Genomic DNA, 25,334 nt, shown 5'->3' with positions numbered 1-25,334 from the left:
GTCAGGCCTCCCTGTCGGACAGTCGGTACAGCAGGCGCAGTGCGTCCCGTGCGGTGCCGTCCCCTGCGCGGGTCCGGTCGGCAAGGTCACGGGCGGCGTCCCCGACGGCGCCCGGCCAGTCGGCATCGGCGAGTTCCGCGTCGGCCGGGACGGTGTGCAGGTCCATCCTGCTCTCCCGTTCGTAGAGTGCGGCGAACGACGGTGCCAGCCGCGCCATCTCGCGGTCGAGCCTGGCTCCGGTCGCCAGGTCGACGCTCCCGGTCAGGGCATACTTCACCACCGTGGTCCGCTTGTCCGGCAGTGCCTCGAGCCGTTCCACCCAGGCGGTGAGGTCGTCGTCGGAGTCCACGGTCGCCGCCAGGGCGAGGAAATGCCACTGCCCCACGGGAACCTCGTCGACCTCGACCGTCGCCGGTGCCGTCGGCGCGGCCGGGTCCACCCGGATCTCCGTGACCAGGACCATGCCGGAGCGGCCTTCGCCGCCACCGTCCTCCTCCCGGAAGTCGGTCGGCTCCGGGCTGCCCGAGTACCAGACGGTGCCGTCGGGGTGCAGCCGGGTTGCCGAGTGGGTGTCGCCGAGCGCGATGAGGTCCACGGTGCGCTCCCGGCAGGCCGCCGCGGCGGCATCGACATCGATGACCGCGGGGTCCCCGGTCGAGGACCTGCTGCTCGTCGCACCGTGCCCCACGAGTACCCGGATGCGGTCCCCCTGTGGTGTGTCCCCGTCGCGGTCCCGCAGGTCACGCAGGGCACCGGCCACGGGGTCGGAACTCATGTACTTCGACAGCAGCGGGGCGCCGACGATCTCGGCGACCGTCCCCGGGACCGGACGCGGCACCGTGTCCGTGAGGACCTGCACGGTCGGGGCGAGGTCCGCGAAGACCGGACTGCGGTAGATGCTGGCGGGATCGTAGGGGTCGTGGTTGCCGGGCAGGAGGTACACGGGCACTGTGGCGCCGCGCAGGATGTCGACGGCCCGGCGCCAGGTCCGGTCGTCGACGAGGTTGTCGTCGAAGACGTCACCGGCGACGACGACGGCGCTGCAGTCCCGCTCGGCGGCGAGGGCGAGCAGTCGTTCGATGACGGACAGCCGCGCCTCGCGGTACCGGGGGCCGGCCTCGTCGCCGAGGAACCAGCGGTCCATGCCCAGCTGCCAGTCGGAGGTGTGGAGGATGCGGACGGTGTGCGGCGTCCCGGCAGTGTTCCCAACCGTGTTCCCAACCATGTTCTCAGTCATGACGGTCACTCCTATCACGCCCGTCGGACACCGTCGGCCCGTCACTGTCCCGGCCGGTGAAGATGTCGTAGCAGTCCTCGAGCTGGCTCAGCACGTTGAGCTGGTCGACGGTGTTCCAGCTCACCGCCCGGACGGCGGTGTCCCGGGCAGAGTGGTCGCCGAGCTCGAGGCCGGGTTCGGGCACCAGCGGGTCCCACTGCGGGATCCGGTCGGGATCGCCCCAGAATTCCGTCGGGGTGTAGCGGTGGTCGGGTACCACGGTGGCGTCCCCGCCGGCACCGCCCGCAGCGTCAGCACCGCCGACACCGGAGGCTCCGACCGGGGCGGCTGCACCGTCGCCACCGGAGGCTCCGGCGGTCGTCGCGGCGATGAGCGCCTCCGGATCCAGTCCGCGCCACGACAGGAACTCCGCCGGGTCGCGGGTGAAGCAGACACCCAGCTCATGGGCCACGGCGATCCGGTGTTTGCACACCACCCCGTGGTCCGGGCAGGTGCACCAGGAGTCCATGAAGTCGCTCTCCCGGAACAGCACGGCGGACACCGCGTCCTGCGGGGCGCGCCCGGCGAGCAGCAGACGGAGATTGTCCGGATGCTCGGTGATCTCCCCGGTCACGTAGGAGACCTGGTGCGGCGACAGCGGGCGCCACCGCATCTGCACCTCGAACGGTTCGAGCTGCGACCCACGGACCAGAGCGTTGACCTGGCCGAGTTCGGCGGAGAGCTGGAAGACCGCGCCGTCACGGTAGTAGGTCAGTCCGCGGGACATCCGGCCGGTGTCCGCCCCGGCGGACACCGAGCGCAGCACCAGTTCGGCGGCCCAGCCTTCCTTCCCCGACGCTTCGCTGCGGCGCGTCTCACGGCGTCGCGTGCGCGAGGCGACCTGCCGGGACGCCTGTTCCTGCCGCTGTTCCGCCTCCTGCCGGTCACGTTCGGCGCGGCGCCGACCGGCACGACGGCGGGACGCCGCCCCGAAGTCACCCTCGATGACGTTGTCGCCCCACTCGGGGTGCGGCCGACCGAGCCGCCCGGAACCGGTCTTCCGGTTCCTGCCGGTGCCGCCGGTCCCGCCGGTCCCGTCAGTCCTGTCCGTCACTGTCGTCCCCCTTCTTCCCGTCGCTCGCCGCCACACCCCACCGGGGTCCGCGGGCGAACTGGCTCTCGAACTGCACCACCGAATCCGACATCTTCCCGGCCAGTTTCGGATGGCGCTCCCGGAACCGGTGGCTGCGCTTGACCGAGGAGTCGTTGAGCGCCCACATCTCCCGCAGTGTGTCATTGTCCAGCCGTGTCAACCAGCGTTCACCCTGGCCGACCACGCCCTCGGCGAGTTCACGCTTGGCACTGAGGACGTCATTGATCTTCTCGTCGAGCGTACCGGTCGCCACGAGTTTGTAGACGGTGACGTCCTGGTCCTGACCGATCCGGTACGCCCGGTCGGTGGCCTGGTCCTCCACCGCCGGATTCCACCAGCGGTCGATGTGGACGACCACACTGGCGTGGGTGAGGGTGATCCCGGTACCACCGGCCCGGGTGGACAGGATCATCACCTTCGGACCGTGCTCGGACTGGAAATCGTCGACCAGCGTGGTGCGGCGGGCACGCGGCACACTGCCGTCGAGGACCGGGACCGGTCCACCGTAGGCCCGTTCAAGCTCCGGGGTGAGCATCCGGGCGAAGGTGGCGAACTGGGTGAAGACCAGCACCCGCCTGCCGTCGGCGACGGCCTGTCCGACGATCTCGAACAGCCGCTCCACCTTGCCCGAACGGTGTTCCCCGTCCGGGGTCAGCAGTCCGGACCCGTCACCGGTGAAATGGGCGGGATGGTTGCAGATCTGCTTGACGTGCGACAGGGCGGCGAGGATGAGACCGCTGCGCCGCGCGCTGGCGCTGTGGAGGAGCTGGAACTCCACCTCCTCGGTGTACGCCTGGTACAGCGCCGCCTGCTCCCCGGTCAGCGGCACGAGATCGACGATCTCCGACTTGGTCGGCAGACCGAGGCCGAGCGAGTCATCGGTCTTCTCCCGCCGCAGGATGAACGGGGAGACGACGGCGCGCAGCCGGGCCATCATCTCCTCGTCGAAATCGCGCTCGATGCCCGCACCCATCCGGTTGTGGAAGGCCTTCGCACTGCCGAGCACGCCCGGATTGCAGAAATCCATCAGCGAATGCAGTTCGCCGAGCCGGTTCTCCACCGGTGTGCCGGTCAGCGCGAGACGGTGGTCGGCCCGCAGACTGCGCAGTGCCTCGCTCTGGGTGGTGCCGGGGTTCTTGATGTTCTGCGCCTCATCGGCGACGACCCGGCCCCAGGCGACCTGCCGGTACCGGTCCGGGTTCCGCGCCACCGTGCCGTAACTGGTCACCACGAGGTCCGCGGCCGTCGCGCGGGCGGCGAAGTCCTCGGCCGGGACCTTACGGGAGCCGTGGTCGAGCAGCACGGTGAGCGACGGGACATGGTCGGTGACCTCCCGGCGCCACGCCTCGAGCACCGTGGTCGGTGCGACGACGAGGGTCGGGCCGGTGACGTTCCCGGTCTCCCGCTCCCAGGCGAGCAGGGCGAGCACCTGCAGGGTCTTGCCCAGCCCCATGTCGTCGGCGAGGATCCCGCCGAGCCGGTGCCGGTACATCCAGACCAGCCAGTTGAGTCCCCGGCGCTGGTGGTCGCGCAACGGCACGGTGACCGCCGCCGGTACGTCCACCTGCTCCGGCGGTTCAAAGACCGGCAACCCGAACCGGGGGCCGCCGACCCCCTCCATCCGGTTGCCGATGGCGTCCATCATCGTGCCGATCCAGCCGTCGAGGTCGACGTGGAGGTCGTCGTCGGTCTCCCGGACGGCCTCGCCGGCGGCGAGTTCGGCGTCCAGCAGATCCGCCACGGTCACCAGCGGGTGGAGATCGGGGTGGAGGTCCACGACGTTGTCGCCGCGGGCCGCCTTCTTCTCCGCGAGTTCGGCCGCGATGCGTTCCCGCAGCAGCCGTTCCTTCTCCGCCTGCTTCCGCTGCTTCTCCTGGGTCTCCGCGATCGCCCTGAAATAGGCCCGGGCCCGCTGCAGGGCGTCCCCGTCGAGCCGGACGAACCGGCCCCGGACCTGCACGATGGTCCGCGCGGTGGTGAGCAGGTCGTGCTTCTCGGCCTCCGTGAGTTCTTCACCGTCCACGGCGATCGACCAGTCGAAGGACAGGACCTGTTCGGTCCCGGTCCGTCCCTCGCCCGGGCCGGTACCGACCGGGGTCGCCTTCGCCCGCACCGTCGGGCGGACCCGCGACCAGGCCCGCGGGACCTGCACCACGATGCCGGCGTCCAGCAGGGCGGAGGCCCCCGAGGCCAGCAGTTCCTCGACGTCGCCGGTCGTCAGTGCCAGGGCGAGGGAACGGTCCGTCGTCGGGTCCCCGGTCAGCATGTCGGCGGGCGGGAACCACACTCCTGAGGTGAGCCATCCCTCCACGGCGGTGCCGGTACGTTCCAGCGCCGGCCACGCCCGGTAGGCCAGGTCGAGGCTGCGGCGCAGCGCCCGCTTCTGCTGGTCGGTGGCCTCCGCGGCCGGGACGGGCTCGGCCGGGTTGCCATCCACCGACAGCTGGACGCCGAGCCGCCAGCGGGGCGCGGTCGCGGCCTCTTCCGCCGCCGCGGCGGCCGTGAGGTCCTCGCTCTCCGCGCTGCGCTGCCGGTCGCCCGGATCGTCGAGGGTGAGGACCAGCTGTGTGACGGCGTCCTGCGCCGAGATCCGCCAGGCGGTGAGTTTCTCCGCCACGGTCGGATTCAGCCGCCGGTCGGCGGTGCCTTCGGTCAGGGCCCGGACCAGATGGTTGTCGGGCCGGTAGCCGGCCGCCCGCAGCATACCGACGCACATCCAGTGCACCAGTTCGTCCGCCGCCCGACGCACCACACCGGGCCCGCCGTTGACCGTGAGCACCGCGGGGGCGGACACCTCGAAGCCGTGGAGGATGCGGTTGTGGTCGCCGGCGCTGGACAGGCACCACACCGGGAACCACTGACCGTCCTCGAAGTGCATCCGCACCATCACCCGGCCGGCCCGGACGACGTCACGGAGGAAATCGTGGAAGCGGATGAACCACACGGCGTCCGGGCCCAGCCCGTCATACCCGCCCTGCCCGTCCGGCCCGTCCTGTCCTGCACCCGCGAGGTAGTCCGAGAGCGTCGCCAGGACCTCCACGGCCTGTTCCGGTGTGTACGCCTGGGTGGGCACCGGGAGCTCGCGCAGGACCCCCTTCGGCGTCGCCACCCGGACCGGCTGCCGGCGCCGCAGCGGCCGGGCCGTCAGTACGTCGCGCAGTGGTCCGGGCAGGTCACCGGGGCCGACCGAGGACGCGTCCACCACCACAGCGTGTCCCTCGACCTGTTCGGCCCAGAGGTGGAGGCCGCGGCCGGTCAGCCACAGCAGATGTACCCGGTGTTCAGTCACTCCCCTTGTGTACCACGCCCACCGGACAGCACCGTCCCCGGCCGGGAACCTCCGGGGCGCGCGGAGCGTCTCTCCCGGTATGGGAATGCCCCGCCGCGCCTCCGCCCGTCTCCCCGTCGCCGTCCTCGCCGTCGTCGCGGTCCTCGCCGTCATCGCCGTCGTCACCCTCTCGCCGACGGGCGGCCGGACGTCACCGGCCGCCGCCGACCGGCAGACCGTCGCTGCACTGCTCGACCGGGTGACCGTCGTCGACCGCCGGGTCCGTGTCCTCGGCTACGACCGGGACCAGTTCGGCGGCTGGACCTCCGGGGTCACCGCCGACGGCGGGTACTGCACCTCCCGCGAGGCGGTGCTCATCACGACGTTCGGACGCCGCCCCGGTTCCGCCGGTCCCCCGTCGTGTCCGGATCCCGGCCCGAGCGCCGTCGACGTGTACACCGGCCGGCGGATATCCCCCGGCGAGGTCGAGATCGACCATGTCGTGCCCCTGGCCGCCGCCTGGGACCACGGCGCACACGCCTGGCCCCGGGACCGTCGGGTGGCTTTCGCCAATGACCTCGCACTCAACCTCGTCGCCGTCGGCGGTCCGGTGAACCAGGCCAAGAGCGACGGGACCCCCGGGGAATGGCTCCCGCCCGGTGACGGCGCCGTGCCCTGCGCCTACGTCGCCCGGTACCTCACTGTGTCGGTCAGTTACGGGCTGACCGTCAGTGACGCGGACGCCGCAGCCTCACGTCGGTCCTGCCGACTGTGAGACTGCGGCGTCCGCAGTACCCCCGGTGTCACTCCCCCATGTCACACCCCGGGAATATCACTCAGTCCCGGTCGCCGCGACGGCCCCGGTCACCCCCGGCGGTCACCACGGTCTCCCCGGTCGTACCGGTCGTTGCGGTTACCGCGCCAGCTGCTGCGGCCGCCCCGGTCGCGGTCGCCGCGGTCCCGGTCGAACCGGCCCCGGTCGTTACCCCGGTCCCGACCGCGTCCGCCGCGGTCCCGGTCGCCCCGGTAGCCGCCGCGGCTGTGTCCGCCGTGTCCGCCGTGTCCGCCCCGGTCGCCTCGGTCATCGCGGTCGCGACGGTTGTGGGCGGGACGCCCGGCCGGTGCACCCGGGTCCGGCTCGATGTTGATGAGCTTGCCGGAGATACGGGTCTGGTCGAGACGCTCGAAGACGTCCTTCGGCAGATCCGCGGGCAGCTCCACGAGGGAGTGCTCCGAGAAAATGCTGATGCGGCCGAAGTCGCGGGAGTTCAGGCCGCCCTCGTTGGCCAGGGCGCCGACGATGGCGCCCGGCCGGACGCGCTGACGGTGCCCGACGCTGACACGGTAGACGGCGAGGGTGTTGCCCCTGCGGTCGGTGACGGTCGGCGCCTCATGGTTGAAGCGGTCCTTGAACGAACGGTACGTGCCGGTGTCCCCACCGTTGTCGCGGTCGTCCCAGTCCCGGCGGTCGCGACGCTCCCGGCGCTGCGGCTCGGGCTGCTCCGCCATGTAGAAGGGCTCCTTGCCCTGGATGCTGGCGGCGAGAGCGGCGGCGATGTCCGTCGGGGTGACGTCGTTGGCCTCGGCGTAGGCCGTGACCAGCTCGCGGAACGTGTCGACCTGCTTACCCTCCAGCGCAGTGGTGATCGAGGTGAAGAACTTCTTCTTCCGGGCCTCGTTCACCTCCTCCACGCCGGGGAGGTCGATCTCGTTGATGTGCGACTTCGTCGCGCGCTCGATGTTCTTCAGCATCCGCTTCTCACGCGGGGTGACGAACAGGATGGCCCGACCGTGGCGTCCGGCACGGCCGGTGCGGCCGATGCGGTGGACGTAGGATTCGGTGTCCCGCGGGATGTCGTAGTTGAAGACGTGGGTGATGCGGTCCACGTCGAGACCACGGGCGGCGACGTCGGTGGCCACGAGAATGTCGAGGGTGCCGTCCTTGAGCTGGTCGACGGTCCGCTCGCGCTGGTTCTGGGCGATGTCACCGTTGATGGCGGCAGCCTTGAACCCCTGGGCGCGGAGCTTCTCGGCGACATCCTCCGTGTCACTCTTGGTGCGCACGAACAGGATCATCGCGTCGAAGTCGGTGACCTCGAGAATGCGGGTCAGCGCGTTCATCTTGTTACGGAACGTCACGAACAGGTAGTCCTGCGTGATGTTGTCCGCGGTCCGCTGCTCGGACTTGACCGTGTATTCCTGGGCGTCGTTGAGGTACTGCTTCGACAGCCGGCGGATCGCCGAGGGCATCGTCGCAGAGAACAGCGCCACCTGACGCTCCTCCGGGGTCTCCGAGAGAATGCGCTCGACATCCTCCTGGAAGCCCATGTTGAGCATCTCGTCGGCCTCGTCGAGGACGAGGAAGCGGAGGTGGGACAGGTCCAGGCTGCCCTTCTCCAGGTGGTCGATGATACGGCCCGGGGTGCCGACGACGACGTGGGCGCCGCGACGCAGACCCGACAGCTGGGCACCGTAGGGGGCGCCGCCGTAGATCGGCAGAATGTTGACGTTGCCGAGATGGCCGGCGAAGGACTCGAAGGAGTCCGCCGACTGCAGGGCGAGCTCCCGGGTCGGGGCCAGCACGAGCACCTGCGGGTGGCGGTCGTGGAGGTCCAGCCGCGACAGTGCCGGGAGGGCGAATGCCGCGGTCTTGCCGGTACCGGTCTGCGCGAGACCGACCACGTCGTGTCCCTCCATCAGGGCCGGGATCGTGGCCGCCTGGATGGGCGACGGAGTGGTGTAGCCGACCTTCGCGACGGCGTCGAGGATCTCCGCGGGCAGGCCGAGGCCCGCGAAACCGGAGGCTCCGGCCTGATCCTTGTCGTCCGCGCCCGCAGCGGGGCTGGTGTCGCCGGTGTCGGTGTTGTCAGTGTCTTCGTCGATGACGTCCCCGTCCGCAGTGATCTCGGGAAGTTCTGCGCCCACAACGTCACCGACACCCAGCGGGGCGAGCCCCGTGGTGCCTTCTTCGTGCAGAGGTTCCTGAGATACTGACGACTGGGAGGTGTCCGGCATATCGTCGCCGGAAACGTTCTCAGTTTCAGTCATTACCCCCACAGTACGTGCCGACGCCCCCAAAAGCGATTCGTGGGCGCATACCAGACTACGCGGCCCACCAGGTGGGACGCGCCAGGCCAGGATATAGGATACCGGATGTGACTGACACCGTCGAGGAAACCGCCTACACCCGGCAACTCAAGCGCACCCTGCGCCACCGCCATATCCACTTCATCGCCCTCGGATCCGCGATCGGCACCGGGCTGTTCTACGGCTCCTCGGACGCCATCGGGGCCGCCGGCCCGGGCGTGGTGTTCGTCTACCTGCTCGGCGGCGCGGTGGTCTACTTCATGCTCCGTGCCCTCGGCGAGATGGCGGTCGCCAACCCGGTCGCCGGTTCCTTCGCCGAGTACTGCCGCCGGTACCTCGGCCCCTGGGCCGGCTACATCACCGGCTGGATGTACGCCTTCGAGATGATCATCGTCTGCCTGGCGGACCTCACGGCGATCTCGCTGTACATGAAATTCTGGTTCCCGGACACCGCCGGGTGGGTGTGGGTCGCCGTCGCCATCGTCGTCGTCGCCGCCGCCAACCTCGCCAGCGCCCGCTGGTACGGCGAACTGGAATTCTGGTTCACCCTGGTCAAGGTGCTCGCCGTGGTCGCCATGCTCGTCGGTGGCGCCGCCATCCTCGTGTTCAACGTGGACACCGGCGGTTCGGCGGGCGTCGACAACCTGTGGAACGACGGCGGACTGTTCCCCAACGGCTTCAGCGGCGTCCTGGCGTCCCTCATCCTGGTGCTGTTCGCCTTCGGCGGCACCGAGACCATCGGGGTGGCCGCCGGTGAGGCGGAGGACCACGAGCAGACGATCCCGAAGGCGATCAACACCGTCCCGCTGCGCATCCTGCTGTTCTACGTCCTCGCCATCCTCGTCATCGTCTCCGTCATCCCCTGGCGGGAGATCACCGGTGAGGAATCCCCCTTCGTCCAGATCTTCAGCAGCCTCGGCATCGGCTGGGCGGCCACCGCCCTCAACGTCGTGGTCATCACCGCCGCCCTCTCGGCGATCAACTCGGACCTCTACGGGGCCGGACGCGTGGTCTTCGGCATGGCGCGCGAGCACCTGGCACCCACCGTCTTCGGACGCCTCAACTACCGCGGGGTGCCGGTGATGACCATCGGGGTCATGCTCGTGGTCCTCGTCGTGGGCGTCGCCCTGCAACTGTGGAACGACACGGCCGCGGACCTGTTCGCCGACATCGCCGCGCTCGCCACCTTCGCCACCGTCTTCGTCTGGCTGATGATCCTGCTCGCCCACCTCGCCAGCCGCCACGGCTGGGGCGGACGCACCCCCGTCGACCCGGGGGAACTGCGCTTCCGGGTCCCGTTCTGGCCGGTCGGCCAGTACTTCGCCGTCGCCCTGATCCTCGTGACCTTCGGGACGATGGTGTGGCTCGAGGAGTTCCGCTCCGCGCTCGTCGCCGGCGTCGTGTTCACCGTCGTCATGACGCTCCTCTACCCGCTCACCCACCGGAAGGCGTCCGCCCAGGGGTGATAACGGGCACCCGACTGGGATGTCCTGTGGATCCTGATCTACCTTAGGGGGTACCGGCTCCCCCGACACGGGGCACCGCCGGGAGTACCCGCGCGCGCCGATGTCGCGCCACCGCTTTCACCGGAGGAACACGACCCACATGACCTCACAGGCCCCCGCCAACCAGAGCGACTGGAACACCCGCGTCCAGCTGGCCCAGCAGATGCTCCCCCTGCTGACCCGCCTCCACAACGAGAAGAACGTCGTCACCTCGATCTTCGGACGCCTGCTGGTCGACGTCACCGACATCGACATCATCAAGCACCACCGCTACGCGCGACTCGTCACCGAGACGGAACTCCCGCTGACCGCCACCCTCCCGATCATCGAGGAACTGGTCCAGATGGACCTGGGCACCGCCTCGATCGACCTGGGCCGCCTCGCCGTCGGCTTCGCCGCCGAGGACTCCACCGATCTCCGCGGCTACCTCGAGCGGGAGCTCGCCCCGGTCATCGGCACCGCCGAGGACCGTACCCCCGCCGATATCGTCCTCTACGGTTTCGGACGCATCGGCCGGCTGCTCGCCCGCATCCTCATCTCCCGCGAGGCCACCTACGGTGGCGCCCGCCTGCGCGCCGTCGTGCTGCGGAAGAAGTCCGGCGAGGACATCGAGAAGCGGGCCAGCCTGCTGCGCCGCGACTCGATCCACGGGGCCTTCAACGGCACCATCACCGTGGACGAGGAGAACGACATCATCTGGGCCAACGGCACCGCCATCCAGGTGATCTACGCCTCCGACCCGGCCGAGATCGACTACACGGCCTACGGCATCAACGACGCGATCGTCGTCGACAACACCGGTGTCTGGCGTGACCGTGCCGGTCTGTCGAAGCACCTCGAGTCCAAGGGGGTGTCCAAGGTGCTGCTCACCGCCCCGGGCAAGGGCGACGTCCGCAACATCGTCTACGGCATCAACCACGACGACATCACCGACGACGACGCCGACCGGGTGCTGTCCGCGGCCTCCTGCACCACCAACGGCATCACCCCGGTGCTCAAGGTCATCAACGACCGGTACGGGATCGTCCACGGCCACGTCGAGACGGTCCACTCGTTCACCAACGACCAGAACCTCACCGACAACTTCCACAAGGGGCCGCGTCGTGGACGCGCCGCCGGGCTGAACATGGTCCTCACCGAGACCGGTGCCGCCAAGGCCGTCGCCAAGGCGCTCCCGGAACTCGAGGGCAAGCTCACCGGTAACGCGATCCGCGTCCCCACCCCGGACGTCTCCATGGCGGTCCTCAACCTCAACCTGGCGACCGAGGTCGAGCGCGACGAGGTCAACAACTTCCTCAACAAGGTCGCGCTGCACTCCTACCTGCGTCAGCAGATCGACTACATCAAGTCCCCCGACGTGGTCTCGTCCGACTTCGTCGGCTCCACCCATGCCGGCATCGTCGACGGCCTGGCGACCATCGCCGAGGGCACGAACCTGGTGCTCTACGTCTGGTACGACAACGAGTTCGGCTACTCCAACCAGGTCATCCGCATCGTCGAGGAGATCGCCGGGGTCCGCCCGCAGGTCTGGCCGAAGCGGGTCTCCGCGAAGACGCTGGGCTAGCTGAAGGCGCTGGGCTGACTGAATCGCCGGGCCAGCTGTAGTTCCCGGGGAGGTTGCGGACACGATCACCGGGATGGCGTCAGGGCGGGATGACGTCGGAGCGGGATGACGTCGGAGCGGGATGACGTCGGAGAAGGCCTCCGGTAACCGTTGCGGGGTGAACCACCACCGGCAGCGGGGACCAGGAGGCCTTCTGCGTGCCCGCTGTAATGCACCCCTGGGCTGAGCCCACCCCTCGGGCCCGAGCCTCGACCCCAAACTCAGCCTGAATCTCAGCCCGAGCCTCGGCCTGAGTCTCAGCCCCAGCCCGGCCGGCATCGGTGTCGGTTTTCCGAACCCAGGGGTCGGTCTGCTCCTGCAGATGTCGAGTTCACGAACCCAGGTGCTGTCCGGGGACCGGAAAAACGTCCTGTGGGTTCGTTCCGCGATCATCGGGGCGGGCATCGGGGCCATTGTCGGGCTCAGTGTCGGGCTCAGTGTCGGGCTCAGTGTCGGGCTCAGTGTCGGGCTCAGGTACACGCCGCGGGTGGGAATCCAGCGCCCTTCGGTGTCCCGCCCCTCTCCCCCGCGGCGCACCGGCCATGACCGTCATCGTCGACGGTGGCGCCGTCCCGACACGATGAGAACACATGTTCGACGCACGGCAGGAGCTGTCCTGCCCCACCCGTAATGTCCTGCCCATGTCGAACACCACCCACCACAGCACCCGGCACACCGCCACAGTCTCCGGGACCGCAGCACCCGGTACCACAGCACCCGACAACTCCACCACGACCAGCAACCTCGTCCGTTTCCCGCTCAGCACACTGCGGGCGGGGCGTCCCGTCCTCCGTGCCGCGGCGAAATGCCGCAGCATGCTCCGCCACCCACGCAGCCGCGTCCGCGTCATACCGGGATGGCAGGCGCCGTCGGTCACCGCGGTCCTGCCCTGCGGCGGCACCCGTGTCTCCGCCACCGTGCATGTCTCCCGCCACCGGATCACACCCCGCCTGTGGGAGGAACTGACCGGTTCCCCACCGGACGCCGCCGGCACCCCGATGTTCTTCGTGACCCTCAGCGCCCGGGTCTCTGCCGAAGAGACCCGGAGCGCCGGCGTCCGGGACACGACCGTGGGAGTCCATTCCCTGTTCCGCCGCGTCCTCGACCCGACGGGCACCGCCGGATCTGACGGCGCCCCGGCCTGGGTGCGCCAGGACCGGTGCGCGGCGCCGACCACCACGGACGGGGACGCCCTGGACTGGGTGTGGCACGCGCTGCTGACCCAGGAGAATCTGGAGTCTGACGGCCCCGCCGACGGGCCACACTCTTCGGCGGCCTGAGACCACGTCGGCAGGACGCCAGGAAGGCCGGGGACACCGGGAAGGTCAGGGACGCGGGGGACGCCCGGGAGACCGGAGCCCGGTCAGGCCTCGCCGTCCGTGTCCTCGTCGATGTCCTCGTCGATGTCCTCGTCGATGTCCTCGTCGGCGTCGTCGCCGTCCTCGTCCGCGTCCCAGATGTCATCGAGCGGGACGAGCAGCTCCTCCCACGAACCTGCCTGTTCCTGCGCGACCTGGAGCACATCGAAGAGCATGTCGAAGTCGGTGAACCGGCCCAGGTCGAGCACTTCCTCGGTCATGTCCGCGACATCATGCACCAGCCCCTGGAACGCGGCCTGCCGCTCCTCCTCGGACCCCGGGAAGTCATCATCCTCGTCACCGTCGTCCCCCTCGTCCCAGATCTCCCCGATCGCCTGGTCCATGAGGTCCTCGAAGTCGTCCCCCAGGGTCACGAACCGCACGGTCGCTGTCGGCTCCTCACCCTCGGCATCGAGGGTCACGACGATCTCCGAGTCCGCCCCGACCTCGGCACTCACAGTGAGGGCATCGATCCCGTCCTGCACGAAGTCCAGGTCGGCGATGCGCGGGTCCGTCCCCTCGATCAGATCCCGGACCACGGTCACGACCTGGTCGGTGGCGACATGACGGGCGACGGTCGAGACGGCGTCCCGCACCGAGAAGACCACGCCGACCAGCGCGGCCTCGAAGTCCTCGTCCTCCTCCGCGACATCCGCCATCGCAAGGAAGACATTGGCACCCGGAATCCCGGCGCCGCCGGTGATGTCCACGAACTGGATCTCGAGGTCACCCGAGACCGGGACGAACAACGTACCGTCATTGACCCGGGATTCTATCCCCTCCGCGTCGAGCGCTTCCGCGATCTCCTCATAGAACCCCACGGGCGATACCTCCTCGGTACGGACCCGGGCGCGCTGCCCGGGATGAAAGTGGTGGACCAGGCACCATCCTACAATGGGTTCCGCCCGGGCGTCCCCGCCGCACATCCCGTCCCCCAGGAGGCCACATGACCCTCGCGGCCGCGCCGGCGCCAACCCGCTCCGACCCCACCCCCACCACCCTGTCGGGTCATCTCCGCGGACGCCCCTTCTCCCTGGTCACCTCCATTGTGGCGGCGGTCCTCGCCTCGCTCACCCAGGTTGTTCTCCCGGTCATGGCCGGCAATGCCGTCGACGGGCACCGGGGTGCGGTCACCGGCCTCGTCGTCGCGGCCGTGTTCCGCTACGGCTTCCAGTTCCTCCGCCGGTACACCGCGGGCCGCCTCGCCATCGGTGTGCAGCACGACCTGCGGGTCCACCTGCTGCAGTCGCTGCAGCGGGTCGATCCGGAGGTCCGCGGGACACTGAGTTCCGGCCAGCTGGTCAGCCGGTCGATCTCCGACCTCAACCAGATCCAGATGATGCTCTCCATGGCCCCGATGGCCGTCGGCGCGGCGGTGGAGACCGTGGCCATCGCCGCGGTCATGCTCTGGCTGTCACTGCCGCTCGCCCTGGTGGTCCTCGTCCAGGTCCCGGTCCTCGCCGCCGTCGCCGCACGGAGCCGGCGACGGCTGAAAGCCGCCACCTGGGCATCCCAGCAGCAGACCGCGGATGTCGCGACCCATGTCGAGGAGACCGTCTCCGGGGTGCGCATCGTCAAGGCCTTCGTCCAGGAGGAGCGCGAGTACGGCACCCTGCGACGGCTGGCGCGGCGACTGTTCGCTCTGCGGATGCGTGAGGCCCGGACCACCGCGGTCTTCCAGCCGGTGCTCACGAGCATCCCGAACATCGGCATGGTCGCCACCATCGTCGTCGGCGGCTGGATGACGGTGCACGGCACCATCTCGGTCGGTGAGTTCCTCACCGCCAGCACCTTCGTCACGATGATCGCCCGGACCACCCGGCAGGCCGCGTCGATGACGGTCACCATCCAGCTCGCCAGCTCAGCGGTCACCCGCGTCACCGATGTCCTGCGACTGCCCCACCGTCCGGCCGGGACGCACCGGATGCCGGGCCCGACCGGGGTACGCGGCAGTGTCCGGCTGGGTCCGCTCGACACGGTCGTCGACCTCCCGGCGGGCAGCACGGTCGGGATCGAGGGGCCCGCCGGGTCGGGCAAGACACTGCTCGCGTCGGCCCTGGCGGGCCTGGTGACGGGTCCCGGGGTGGAGCTGGACCTCGTCGGGACGTCAGCCGACCCGTCGGACGCACGGTCCGTCCCGCTCGACGACGTCGTCGACGAGGACCGGCCGGTGCTCGTCTTCGACGAGCCGTTCCTGTACTCCCTGTCGCTGCGGGAGAACATCCTCCTCGGACTCGACACCTGCAGCACCGGCAGCGCAGACACCACCGACAGCGCCGTCCGGCAGGCCGTGCGCGCCGCGTGCGCCGAGGAGTTCATCGACGAACTCGGCGGTCTCGACACGGTCGTCGGCGAACGGGGTCTCACCCTCTCCGGCGGACAACGGCAGCGGATCGCCCTGGCCCGCGCCCTGCTGCGCCGACCGTCGGTCCTCGTCCTCGACGACGCGACCTCGGCGACGGACGCCGAGACCGAGGCCCGGATCCTCGCCAACATCCGCGACCTCTACAGCGACGGGACCCTCACTCTCGTCGTCACCGGTCACCGGGCCGCCGCGATCCTCGCCCCGGAAACGGTCATCACGCTGCCGGAACCGACGCGCAGTGCACTGTGGCCGGCCGGCGCCGACCTCACGGCGGCGGCCGGCCCCGCAGGGTCGGCCGGGTCGGCAGGGTCGGCAGGATCGGCAGGGTCGGCGGAGTCCGCCGACCTGCGGCGCTGGGAGTCCGCCCTGGCCCACGACCCCACTCTCCGGGCGGACCTGGCGGCGCTGCCGCCGGCGCAGGAGCAACCCCGCATCGGCGAATACACCGCCCCGTTCTCGTTGCGCTCACTGTTCGGCATGGTGCGGGGCCTCATCGCCGCCACCGTCGTCGTCCTGCTCGTGTCGGTGGCCGCGGACGTCACCCTCCCCGGTTTCATCCGGCACGCGGTCGACACCGGCGTCGCCACCGCCCGGATGGACGTGGTGTGGCGGACGGCCGCCGCCGCACTCTGTGTGGTCCTGGTCAGCTGGGCGGCACAGGCGGCGACCGAGATCCTCACCGCCCGGACCGGGGAACGGCTGCTGTACACGTTGCGGCTGCGGATCTTCCGTCATCTGGGCACGCTCGACATGAACTACTTCGAGACGACGAGCACCGGCCGGATCCTCACCCGGATGACCACGGACATCGACACTTGCTCACGGTTCCTGCAGACCGGGCTGGCGCAGGCGATCGTCTCGGTCTCCATGCTGGTCGGGGTGATGGTCATGCTCGTCGTCACCGATCCGACCCTGGCGGCGGTCACCGCGGTGATTCTGCCGGTCATCCTCGTGGCCGCGCTGGTCTTCCGCCGTATTGTCTCGCGGCTCTACCGGGAGTCCCGGCAGACGGCGAGCACGCTCAATGCGTCCTTCCACGAGGACGTCGCCGGTCTGCCGACCGCCCAGGTGTACGGCTACGATGCCGCGACGCTGGCCCGCTTCACCGGCGAGTCCGACCACTACCGGCGGCTGCGGATGCACGCACAGACCACGGTGGCGGTGTTCTTCCCCGGGATCTCCTTCCTCACCGATCTGGCGCAGGCGGTGGTGCTGGGGATCGGGACCTCGATGGTCGCCCGGGGTGAGGTCTCCCCCGGAGTGCTCGTCGCCTTCTCGCTGTACATGACCCAGTTCTTCGGCCCCGTCCAGCAGCTCTCCCAGGTCTACGACCAGTTCCAGCAGGCGCTGGTCAGCCTGCACCGGATCGGTGACCTGCTGCGTCGTCGCCCGTCCATCACCGACGGTGACCGGCAGGTCAGCGGGACGCCGGCGATCAACGCCACGTTCTCCTACGGGACGCCCCCGCCGGACGCCCGGCCGCTGCTCGACGTCGACCTGACCTTCCACGGGACGACCGCCCTCGTCGGTTCCACCGGCGCCGGTAAGTCGACGGTGATCAAACTGCTCGCGCGGTACTACGACCCGACGACCGGTGCGGTGACGGTGGGCGGTACCGATCTGCGTGAGGCGCGGTTGGCCGACTGGCGGCGCCAGGTCGGGGTCGTCCCGCAGGAGGCATACCTGTTCGCCGGCACCGTCGCCTCCAACATCGCCTACGGGCGGCCGGACGCCGACTGGGCCGAGGTGACCGCCGCCGTCGACCGGATCGGCGGACTGCCGGTGATCGCGACGATCCCCGGCGGGTTCACGGCCCCGGTCCGGGAACGTGGTGCGGGACTGTCCGCGGGGCAACGGCAGATCATCGCCCTGGCCCGGGCCGAGCTGACGGAGCCACGGGTCATGCTGCTCGACGAGGCGACGGCGTCCCTGACCGGGCAGGTGGAGCAGGATGTCGTCGCGGCGATCGCGGCGGCGACGTCCGGCCGGACCTCCGTCATCGTCGCGCACCGGCTGTCCACGGCGGCGCGCGCGGACCGGGTGGTGGTCCTCGATCACGGCCGGGTAGTGGAGTCCGGAACGCACCGCGAACTGCTGGCCCGCGGGGGCCGCTATGCGGCGCTCTGGACCGCCGCCGGAAGAGCATAAAAACATAAGATGATCTGTGGTTTCTCCTCGGTCCACGCTGTGTCCCCCGACACACGGGACACGGCTGCCTTGTAGTAGGGTGGACGGGCGAGATTGAGCACATAACGAATTGAGGCGAGGACCTGCTGTGAACAGCAACAATTTCGGCCAAAATGAATGGCTGGTCGACCAGATGTACCAGCAGTTCAAGGAAGATCCGCAGTCCGTCGACAAGGAATGGCGGGATCTATTCACTGACGGTCAGGCCGGAAACCAGGGCACCACCACCTCCGGTGCCGCCACTGCAACAACAAAGACAACGGAAGCGGCACCCGCAGCCGCCCCGGCGGCGGCCGCCGCACCGGCCCGCACCGGCACGCCGGGGCAGCCCTCCGCCGCCGCCCGGATCGCCGCCATCTCCGACAAGGCACCCTCCTCCACGGGTCTGATCCCCGAGCGCATCGCCCCGTCGGCCCCGAAGTCGGCACTGGGTCTCCCCGAGGCCGGTGAGCATCCCCTCAAGGGCGCCCAGCGCACCATCGCCAAGAACATGGACATCTCGCTCGAGCTCCCGACCGCGACCACCGTGCGCGACATGCCCGCCAAGCTCATGTTCGAGAACCGCTCGATGGTCAACGACCACCTGCGTTCCCAGGGCCGCGGCAAGATCAGCTTCACCCACATCATCGGCTGGGCCATGGTCAAGGCCGTTCTCGCGCACCCGACGATGAACAACAGCTACGCCGTCGTCGACGGCAAGCCCACGCTCGTCACCCCGGAGCACATCAACCTGGGTCTGGCGATCGACCTCGTCTCCAAGAAGGGCACCCGGAACCTCGTCGTCGCCGCGATCCGCAACTGCGAGTCCCTCACCTTCGACGGTTTCGTGGACGCCTACGAGGACATCGTCACCCGTGCGCGCCACGGCAAGCTGACGATGGACGACTTCTCCGGCGTCACCATCCAGCTGACGAACCCCGGCGGAATCGGGACCCGGCACTCCGTGCCCCGGCTCACCCGCGGCCAGGGCACCATCCTCGGCGTCGGCGCGATGGACTACCCGGCGGAGTTCGCCGGTGCGTCCGAGGACCGGCTCGCCGAACTGGGCGTCGGCAAGCTCGTCACGATGACCTCGACCTACGACCACCGCATCATCCAGGGTGCCGAGTCCGGCGAGTTCCTCCGCGACATCAGCCGCTCCCTCATCAGCGACGAGTTCTGGGACGAGATCTTCCGCGCCATGGCGGTGCCCTACGCCCCGGTCCGCTGGAGCCAGGACATCCCGAACACCGGTGTGGACAAGTCCACCCGCGTGATGCAGCTCATCGAGGCCTACCGCAGCCGTGGTCACCTGCTCGCCGACATCGACCCGCTGCACTGGACGCAGCCGGGCCTGCCGGTGCCGGACCACTCGGATCTCGACATCGAGAACCACGGTCTGACCCTGTGGGACTACGACCGCAGCTTCAACGTCGGAGGCTTCGCCGGCCGCGAGAAGATGACGCTGCGCGAGGTGCTGAACACCCTGCGCAACGCGTACACCCGCAAGGTCGGCTCCGAGTACGAGCACATCCTCGACCACAACGAGCGCCGTTGGCTGCAGGAGCACATCGAGTCCGGCCAGCCGAAGCTGACGAACACCGAGCAGAAGTACCTGCTGCAGAAGCTCAACTCCGCCGAGGCGTTCGAGAACTTCCTGCAGACCAAGTACGTCGGCCAGAAGCGGTTCTCCCTGGAGGGTGCCGAGGCACTGATCCCGATGCTGGACGCCGCCGCCGACCAGGCTGCCGAGGAGGGCCTCGAAGAAGTCGTCATCGGTATGCCGCACCGTGGCCGTCTCAACGTCCTGGCGAACATCGTCGGCAAGCCGTACTCCCAGATCTTCACGGAGTTCGAGGGCAACATCGAGCCCGCCGCCGCCGGCGGTTCCGGTGACGTGAAGTACCACCTCGGCTCCGAGGGTGTGTACACCCAGATGTTCGGCGACAACGACATCAAGGTCACCCTGACCGCCAACCCGTCCCACCTGGAGGCCGTTGACCCGGTCGTCGAGGGACTCGCCCGGTCCCACGAGGACCTGTCCGCCAACGCCGCCGAGCACCCGATCATGCCGATCCTCATGCACGGTGACGCGGCCTTCACCGGTCTCGGCATCGTCCAGGAGACCATCAACATGGCGAAGCTGACCGGTTACTCGGTCGGCGGCACCGTGCACATCGTGGTCAACAACCAGATCGGTTTCACCACCACCCCGGACCGCGGCCGGTCCACCCACTACGCCACGGACATCGCCAAGGGCTTCGACGCCCCGGTGTTCCACGTCAACGGTGACGACCCCGAGGCCGTCGTCTGGGTCGCCCGTCTGGCCGTCGAGTACCGCCGGAAGTTCGGCAAGGACGTCTTCATCGACCTGGTCTGCTACCGCCGCCGCGGCCACAACGAGGCCGACGACCCGTCGATGACGCAGCCGGAGATGTACCACATCATCGAGGACCGTCCGACCGTCCGCGCCCAGTACCACGACACCCTCGTCGGCCGCGGTGAGCTGTCCGAGGAGGACGCCAAGCGCGTCGCGGACGACTTCCACGGCCAGCTGGAGAGCGTGTTCAACCAGGTCCGCTCCGGTGAAAAGGGCGACCCGCACGCCCAGACCGGCATCGCTGCCTCCCAGGAGCTCAGCCGCGACCTGGACACCTCCATCACCAAGGATGTCGTCGCCGAGATCGGTGACAGCTTCGTCACCACCCCGGAGGGCTTCACCGTCCACCAGCGTGTCAAGCCGGTCGCCAAGCGCCGTCACGAGATGTCCCGCGACGGCAAGATCGACTGGGCCTTCGGTGAACTCCTCGCCTTCGGCTCCCTCGCCCGCGAGGGCCGGCTCGTCCGCCTGGCCGGTGAGGACACCCAGCGCGGTACCTTCACCCAGCGCCACGCGGTGCTGTTCGACTCGGAGACCACGGAGGCCTACAGCCCGCTCGAGGTCGTCGCCCGTCGCGCCGGCAACGGCGGTTCCTTCCGTGCCTACAACTCGCCGCTCACCGAGTACGCCGGAATGGGCTTCGAGTACGGCTACTCCGTCGGTAACCTCGAGGCGGTCGTCGCCTGGGAGGCCCAGTTCGGCGACTTCGCCAACGGTGGCCAGACCATCATCGACCAGTACATCTCCTCCGGTGAGGCGAAGTGGGGTCAGCTGTCCAACCTGATCCTGCTGCTCCCCCACGGCTACGAGGGCATGGGTCCGGACCACTCCAGCGCCCGCATCGAGCGGTTCCTGCAGATGGCCGCCGAGGGCTCGATGACCATCGCCCAGCCGTCCACCCCGGCGAACCACTTCCACCTGCTGCGCCGCCACGCACTGGGCACCATGCGCCGCCCGCTGGTCGTCTTCACCCCGAAGTCGATGCTGCGCAACAAGGCCGCGGTCTCCTCGGTCGAGGACTTCACCGAGACCACGAAGTTCCAGTCGGTCATCGACGATCCGCGGTTCGCCGACGGTACCGCCGACCGGTCCGGTGTGAAGAAGGTCATCATGTGCACCGGCAAGATCTACTGGGATCTGGAGAAGAAGCGCGCCAAGGACGGCCGTGAGGACGTCGCCATCGTGCGCGTCGAGATGCTCCACCCGATCCCCCACAACCGGATCCGTGAGACCGTCGCCGAGGGTTACCCCGGCGCCGAGGTCCGCTGGGTCCAGGATGAGCCCGCCAACCAGGGCGCCTGGTCCTTCCTGGCCCTCAACCTGGCCGAGCGCATCCCGGGCTTCACCATGAAGCGGATCTCCCGCCGTGCGCAGTCCTCGACCGCCACCGGCGTGTCCAAGGTCCACCAGCTCGAGGAGGCCGCCCTCCTCGAGGAGGCCTTCGCCGACTAGCCGGCAGGCCCCGGCCCGGGACCGGCCGTCAGACCCCGCCACCGTCACCGGTGGCGGGGTTTCGTCATGGGGCGTGCCCCCTCTGCCCGGCCCGGCCGGCTGTCCGCGGATCAATAGTCGGAATGTGTGTCGTGTGCCGGGTGTGCGTCGGCAGGGTGGCCCGGCGGGGAAAATCCACCCTGCCGACGCACACCCGGAGGTCGGGTCCGGAGGGAGCGCACTGCAACGTCCGGAGCCGCTGTTGAAAATCCCCTTCGGGGAAGGACAGCACCGGAGCGGACAGGAACACCGGGCCCGCGACCCGCCGGTGACCCCGCCCTACTCCCCCGCTGACTGCGCCGCCGAGCGCAGATCCGCCGTCGTGATGCCCCCGGCCACGTTCGACAGTGCCTTCCGGTCCTTCCGGTCCATCGTCGTCTTCCGGTACAGGGCGACCGTGTTCTGCGGCAGACTCTCATCCTCGCAGGCCACCGCCATCCCCGGATCGCCGGCCTGCAGATCCCCGGGCAGTGCCGAGATCATCGTCGTGTGGGTGATGTCGCGCCACATCGCCGGATCCGCCTCCGCCCGGCCGCCGTCCTTACGGTAGAGCTCCCTGAGCTCACGGCCCTTGGCGGCGTCCAGCTCGTCGAGCAGTTCCCCGACGCAGCCCATGACCATCGTCACGTCCCCGTCCCGCAGCCGGGTCAGCCGGTTCTGCGAGGCCACCGGCACCTCCTCGACATCGCGGTCGACGTCGGAGAATTCGGACCGGTACTCCCCGGCGAGGGCCCGCTGCAACGGGTCGTCGTCGGCGACGGCGAGCCGCACCGGGGCCTGCGTCGCCGCGTCCACCACCGGCACGGCCGGGCCGGTGACGTCCCCGGTCCCGCAGGCCGTCACCGTGGCGGCCGCAGTCACCGTCGCCGCTGTGCCGGCGACCACGGCCACCAGTCTGCCTGTCCTCATCACGCCTGCGTCACAACCTCTCTGTAGCTGTCAGAACCAGGCCACCGCGATCACGGCGACCAGTGCCACATACGGGACGACGAGCCACCAGCCGGAGCGTTCACTGAGGAACACCGCGACAACCGCCACCACACCGGCGACGGCGTGCGCCACCCACAGCGGGCTGCCGAGCAGTGCCAGGATGACGGCGATACCGCACAGGCCTCCCGCGATCAGTCTCGCCATCCCACCGGTCACCGCCTCATTCTGCTGCTGTCGCCACTGTCGTTCCGGTCGTCCCTGTGCCGGCGGTCGGCCGTCACGCCGACCTGCCCCGGGACTGTCCGCACCAACAATAGCCGTCACCGCGCGGTGCGTCCGATTCCGGCCGGTCGACCTGCCTGTCTACGATGTGGGGCATGTCCGACGAGCACCCTGACCGACCGACCGACGGCGCCGCACTGCCCGACCGCGGTGTCCTGTTCCGGCCCGGCACCGCGACCGGCGACCGACCGTACCGGACCGCGGTGCCACTGTCCGGCAGCGACGACATCCGTCGGGCATGGGACTCGCTCGACGACGACGGCTTCCTCTGGATCTCGCTGGCTTCCCCGACGACCGCGGAGATGCGCGCCGTCGCCGATGTCCTGCACATCCACGACCTCATCGTGGAGGACGCGGTGACCGCCCGGCAGCGTCCGAAACTCGAACGCTACGGCTCCCAGGTGCTCGTGGTGCTGCGCACCATCGCCTACACCAGGGACGACGACGCGGGGCGGACGCCGGACGTGTCCACCGGCGAGGTGCTCGTCATCCTCGGCGACCGGTTCGTCGTCACGGTCTCCCACGGACGCGTCCCCGACCCGCTGGAACGGCTGACCCACGATCTGGCGCGGGACTTCCGGCCGCACACCGTCCTCTACACCGCGACCGACCTCATCGTGGACCATTACACGGCGGTCGCCGACGAGATGGAGGACGACATCAATGAGCTGGAGAACGCCGTGTTCGCCCCGGACGGTCACTTCAGCATCCAGGACGTCTACCTCATGATGCGGGAGGTCCTCGAGGTCCGGCACGCCATCGATCCGTTGACACCGCCGATGCAGCGCCTGCTGACCGAACCCGACCTCTTCTCCGGGGAATCCCACTCCTACTTCCGGGATGTCGTCGACCACCAGGTCCATGCCGCCGACCGCGTCCGCAACTTCGCCGAACGGCTGAGATCCCTGGTGGACGCCGCGTCAGCGAAGATCACGCTGCAGCAGAACACCGACATGCGCAAGATGTCGGCCTGGGCCGGCATCGCCCTGGTCCCGACCATCGTCGCCGCCATCTACGGCATGAACTTCGAGAAGATGCCCGAACTGACCTGGCCGTTCGGGTACCCGCTGTGCCTGCTCGCCATGCTCGCGGTCTGCGGCTGGCTGCTGTTCCTCTTCCGCCGCAACAAGTGGCTGTGACCGGCGGCGGTGACCGGCTGCCCTGACGGTCACGTATTCTCGACGGCATGAGTGCATCACGTGTCTTCGTCGGACGGCTGGCGGGAATGATCCTCCTCGGCGCCGACGGCGAGTCGGTGGGGCGGGTACGGGATGTCGTCGTGAGCATCCGGCCGAGCGGCGCCCGCGCCCTCGGCCTGGTCGGCGAGGTCGCCGGGAAGCGCCGGATCTTCGTGCCGATGCTGCGTATCGCCTCCGTCGATCCGAAGGAGGTCACGATGAACACCAGCTCGGTGAACCTGCGCCCGTTCCGCTCCCGGGCGGGGGAGGTCGCCGCAATCGACGATCTCATGGGGTCCCGGGTGCATGTGGAGGACCCGGAGTTCCCGCAGTTGTCCGGCCGCGCCGTGGAGATCGTCGACGTCGAGCTCGAACGCACCCGGACCCGCGACTGGGAGGTCAGGCGGGTGGCGGTGGTGACCCGTGGTCGGCTGGGGCGTCCCAGTGCGCCGTCGGTCGTCCCGCTCGACAGTGTCCGCGGCCTGTCCGCCTCCGGTGCCGCACCGGTCGACGCGGATGCCGAACTCATCGCCGAATTCGAGGACATGCGCAGCCCCGACGTCGCCCAGCAGCTCCACGACCTGTCCCAGGAGCGGCGCGTGCGGATCGCCCGGGAGATGGACGACGAACGTCTCGCCGATGTCCTCGCCGAACTGCCGGATGACGAGCAGACCGAGATCCTCGACGACCTCAGCATCGAGCGCGCGGCCGACGTGCTCGAGGAGATGGACCCCGACGATGCCGCCGACCTGCTCGGGGAACTGTCCGACGAGCGGGCGGACGTCCTCCTCGAGCTGATGGATCCGGAGGATTCGGAACCGGTGCGCCGGCTCATGCGGTTCACCCCGGAGACCGTGGGCGCCCTCATGACCCCGGAGCCGATCGTCCTCCTGCCGCAGGCGACCGTCGCCGAGGCCCTGGCCCACGCCCGGAATCCCGAACTTCCACTGTCACTGAGCAGTCTGATTTTCGTGGTCCGGCCACCGCAGGCGACGCCCACCGGCAAGTACCTCGGCTGCGTGCATCTGCAGAAACTGCTGCGGGAACCGCCGTCGGCGCTCGTGGGCGGGATCCTCGACCCGGACCTTCCGGCATTGGGCGTCGACGACAGTGAGGAGACCGCGGCCCGGTACTTCGCGACCTACAATCTGGTCTGCGGACCGGTCCTCGACGACGACGGTCACCTGCTCGGCGCGGTCGGTGTCGATGACCTGCTCGACCACCTGCTGCCGGAGGACTGGCGGGACGACGACTGGCGGGTCCACCGCGACAGTCAGCGGGCTGCCGCGGGCGCCTGACCCCGCTTGACCGTCTGAGCCGTCTGAGCCCGACTGACCCCGCTTGACCTGCCT

At 69.5% G+C, this 25,334-nt stretch carries 15 protein-coding genes; 8 read left to right on the top strand and 7 right to left on the bottom strand.

Annotated features, from left to right (window positions below):
• Window position 1: 1 nt before the first annotated feature.
• From FSW06_RS00710 to FSW06_RS00700, 3 genes are read right to left on the bottom strand one after another with little or no spacing between them, the layout of a single operon-like run.
• Window positions 2-1,237 carry a metallophosphoesterase family protein gene (locus FSW06_RS00710; protein ID WP_010119277.1) on the bottom strand — a complete coding sequence of 412 codons (1,236 nt, stop codon included), beginning with the start codon at window positions 1,235-1,237 and terminating at the stop codon, window positions 2-4.
• A complete protein-coding gene (locus FSW06_RS00705; RefSeq protein ID WP_010119278.1) occupies window positions 1,230-2,330 on the bottom strand; it encodes an SWIM zinc finger family protein in 1,101 nt (366 codons plus the stop codon). The genes FSW06_RS00710 and FSW06_RS00705 overlap by 8 nt, the downstream gene beginning before the upstream one ends.
• Window positions 2,314-5,658, bottom strand: coding sequence for a DEAD/DEAH box helicase (locus tag FSW06_RS00700; RefSeq protein WP_010119279.1), 3,345 nt, complete (start codon window positions 5,656-5,658; stop codon window positions 2,314-2,316). The genes FSW06_RS00705 and FSW06_RS00700 overlap by 17 nt, the downstream gene beginning before the upstream one ends.
• A gap of 79 nt (window positions 5,659-5,737) precedes the next feature.
• Here FSW06_RS00700 and FSW06_RS00695 point away from each other — a divergent pair, with 79 nt between their 5' ends.
• On the top strand, window positions 5,738-6,412 hold the full coding sequence (locus FSW06_RS00695; RefSeq protein WP_238525921.1) for an HNH endonuclease family protein: 675 nt from the start codon (window positions 5,738-5,740) through the stop codon (window positions 6,410-6,412).
• 89 nt (window positions 6,413-6,501) lie between these two features.
• On the opposite strand, the gene FSW06_RS00690 is transcribed toward FSW06_RS00695, so the two are convergent.
• Window positions 6,502-8,685: a DEAD/DEAH box helicase gene (locus tag FSW06_RS00690; RefSeq protein WP_029449009.1), complete on the bottom strand. Its 2,184-nt coding sequence runs from the start codon at window positions 8,683-8,685 to the stop codon at window positions 6,502-6,504.
• Window positions 8,686-8,792: 107 nt separating this feature from the next.
• Between FSW06_RS00690 and FSW06_RS00685 the strand changes: the two genes are divergently transcribed.
• The 3 genes from FSW06_RS00685 to FSW06_RS00670 all read left to right on the top strand — a co-directional run bounded on the left by FSW06_RS00685 (window position 8,793) and on the right by FSW06_RS00670 (window position 13,112).
• Window positions 8,793-10,190, top strand: coding sequence for an amino acid permease (locus FSW06_RS00685; protein ID WP_010119282.1), 1,398 nt, complete (start codon window positions 8,793-8,795; stop codon window positions 10,188-10,190).
• 139 nt (window positions 10,191-10,329) lie between these two features.
• Complete coding sequence (locus tag FSW06_RS00680) at window positions 10,330-11,793, top strand: glyceraldehyde-3-phosphate dehydrogenase (RefSeq protein ID WP_010119283.1); 1,464 nt, start codon at window positions 10,330-10,332, stop codon at window positions 11,791-11,793.
• Between the two features lie 680 nt (window positions 11,794-12,473).
• Window positions 12,474-13,112: a hypothetical protein gene (locus tag FSW06_RS00670; protein ID WP_139024395.1), complete on the top strand. Its 639-nt coding sequence runs from the start codon at window positions 12,474-12,476 to the stop codon at window positions 13,110-13,112.
• Between the two features lie 83 nt (window positions 13,113-13,195).
• Here FSW06_RS00670 and FSW06_RS00665 read toward each other — a convergent pair whose 3' ends face one another.
• Window positions 13,196-14,011: a hypothetical protein gene (locus tag FSW06_RS00665; protein ID WP_010119285.1), complete on the bottom strand. Its 816-nt coding sequence runs from the start codon at window positions 14,009-14,011 to the stop codon at window positions 13,196-13,198.
• Between the two features lie 125 nt (window positions 14,012-14,136).
• On the opposite strand from FSW06_RS00665, the gene FSW06_RS00660 reads away from it, so the two are divergent.
• On the top strand, window positions 14,137-17,703 hold the full coding sequence (locus FSW06_RS00660) for an ABC transporter ATP-binding protein (RefSeq protein ID WP_010119286.1): 3,567 nt from the start codon (window positions 14,137-14,139) through the stop codon (window positions 17,701-17,703).
• 127 nt (window positions 17,704-17,830) lie between these two features.
• Window positions 17,831-21,553 carry a multifunctional oxoglutarate decarboxylase/oxoglutarate dehydrogenase thiamine pyrophosphate-binding subunit/dihydrolipoyllysine-residue succinyltransferase subunit gene (locus FSW06_RS00655; protein ID WP_010119287.1) on the top strand — a complete coding sequence of 1,241 codons (3,723 nt, stop codon included), beginning with the start codon at window positions 17,831-17,833 and terminating at the stop codon, window positions 21,551-21,553.
• A gap of 318 nt (window positions 21,554-21,871) precedes the next feature.
• On the opposite strand, the gene FSW06_RS00650 is transcribed toward FSW06_RS00655, so the two are convergent.
• Entirely contained in the window at window positions 21,872-22,501 is a 630-nt protein-coding gene (locus tag FSW06_RS00650; protein ID WP_029449020.1) for a hypothetical protein, read from the bottom strand.
• Window positions 22,502-22,531: 30 nt separating this feature from the next.
• Window positions 22,532-22,726 carry a hypothetical protein gene (locus tag FSW06_RS00645; protein ID WP_010119289.1) on the bottom strand — a complete coding sequence of 65 codons (195 nt, stop codon included), beginning with the start codon at window positions 22,724-22,726 and terminating at the stop codon, window positions 22,532-22,534.
• Window positions 22,727-22,899: 173 nt separating this feature from the next.
• Between FSW06_RS00645 and FSW06_RS00640 the strand changes: the two genes are divergently transcribed.
• Together FSW06_RS00640 and FSW06_RS00635 are read left to right on the top strand one after the other, a co-directional pair.
• Entirely contained in the window at window positions 22,900-23,943 is a 1,044-nt protein-coding gene (locus tag FSW06_RS00640) for a magnesium and cobalt transport protein CorA (RefSeq protein WP_010119290.1), read from the top strand.
• 47 nt (window positions 23,944-23,990) lie between these two features.
• Complete coding sequence (locus tag FSW06_RS00635; protein WP_029449024.1) at window positions 23,991-25,280, top strand: magnesium transporter MgtE N-terminal domain-containing protein; 1,290 nt, start codon at window positions 23,991-23,993, stop codon at window positions 25,278-25,280.
• Window positions 25,281-25,334 lie beyond the last annotated feature (54 nt).

This window comes from Corynebacterium nuruki S6-4, from assembly GCF_007970465.1.
GTDB classification, from domain to species: Bacteria; Actinomycetota; Actinomycetes; order Mycobacteriales; family Mycobacteriaceae; genus Corynebacterium; species Corynebacterium nuruki.
This window is presented reverse-complemented; position numbering and strand designations above follow the sequence as displayed.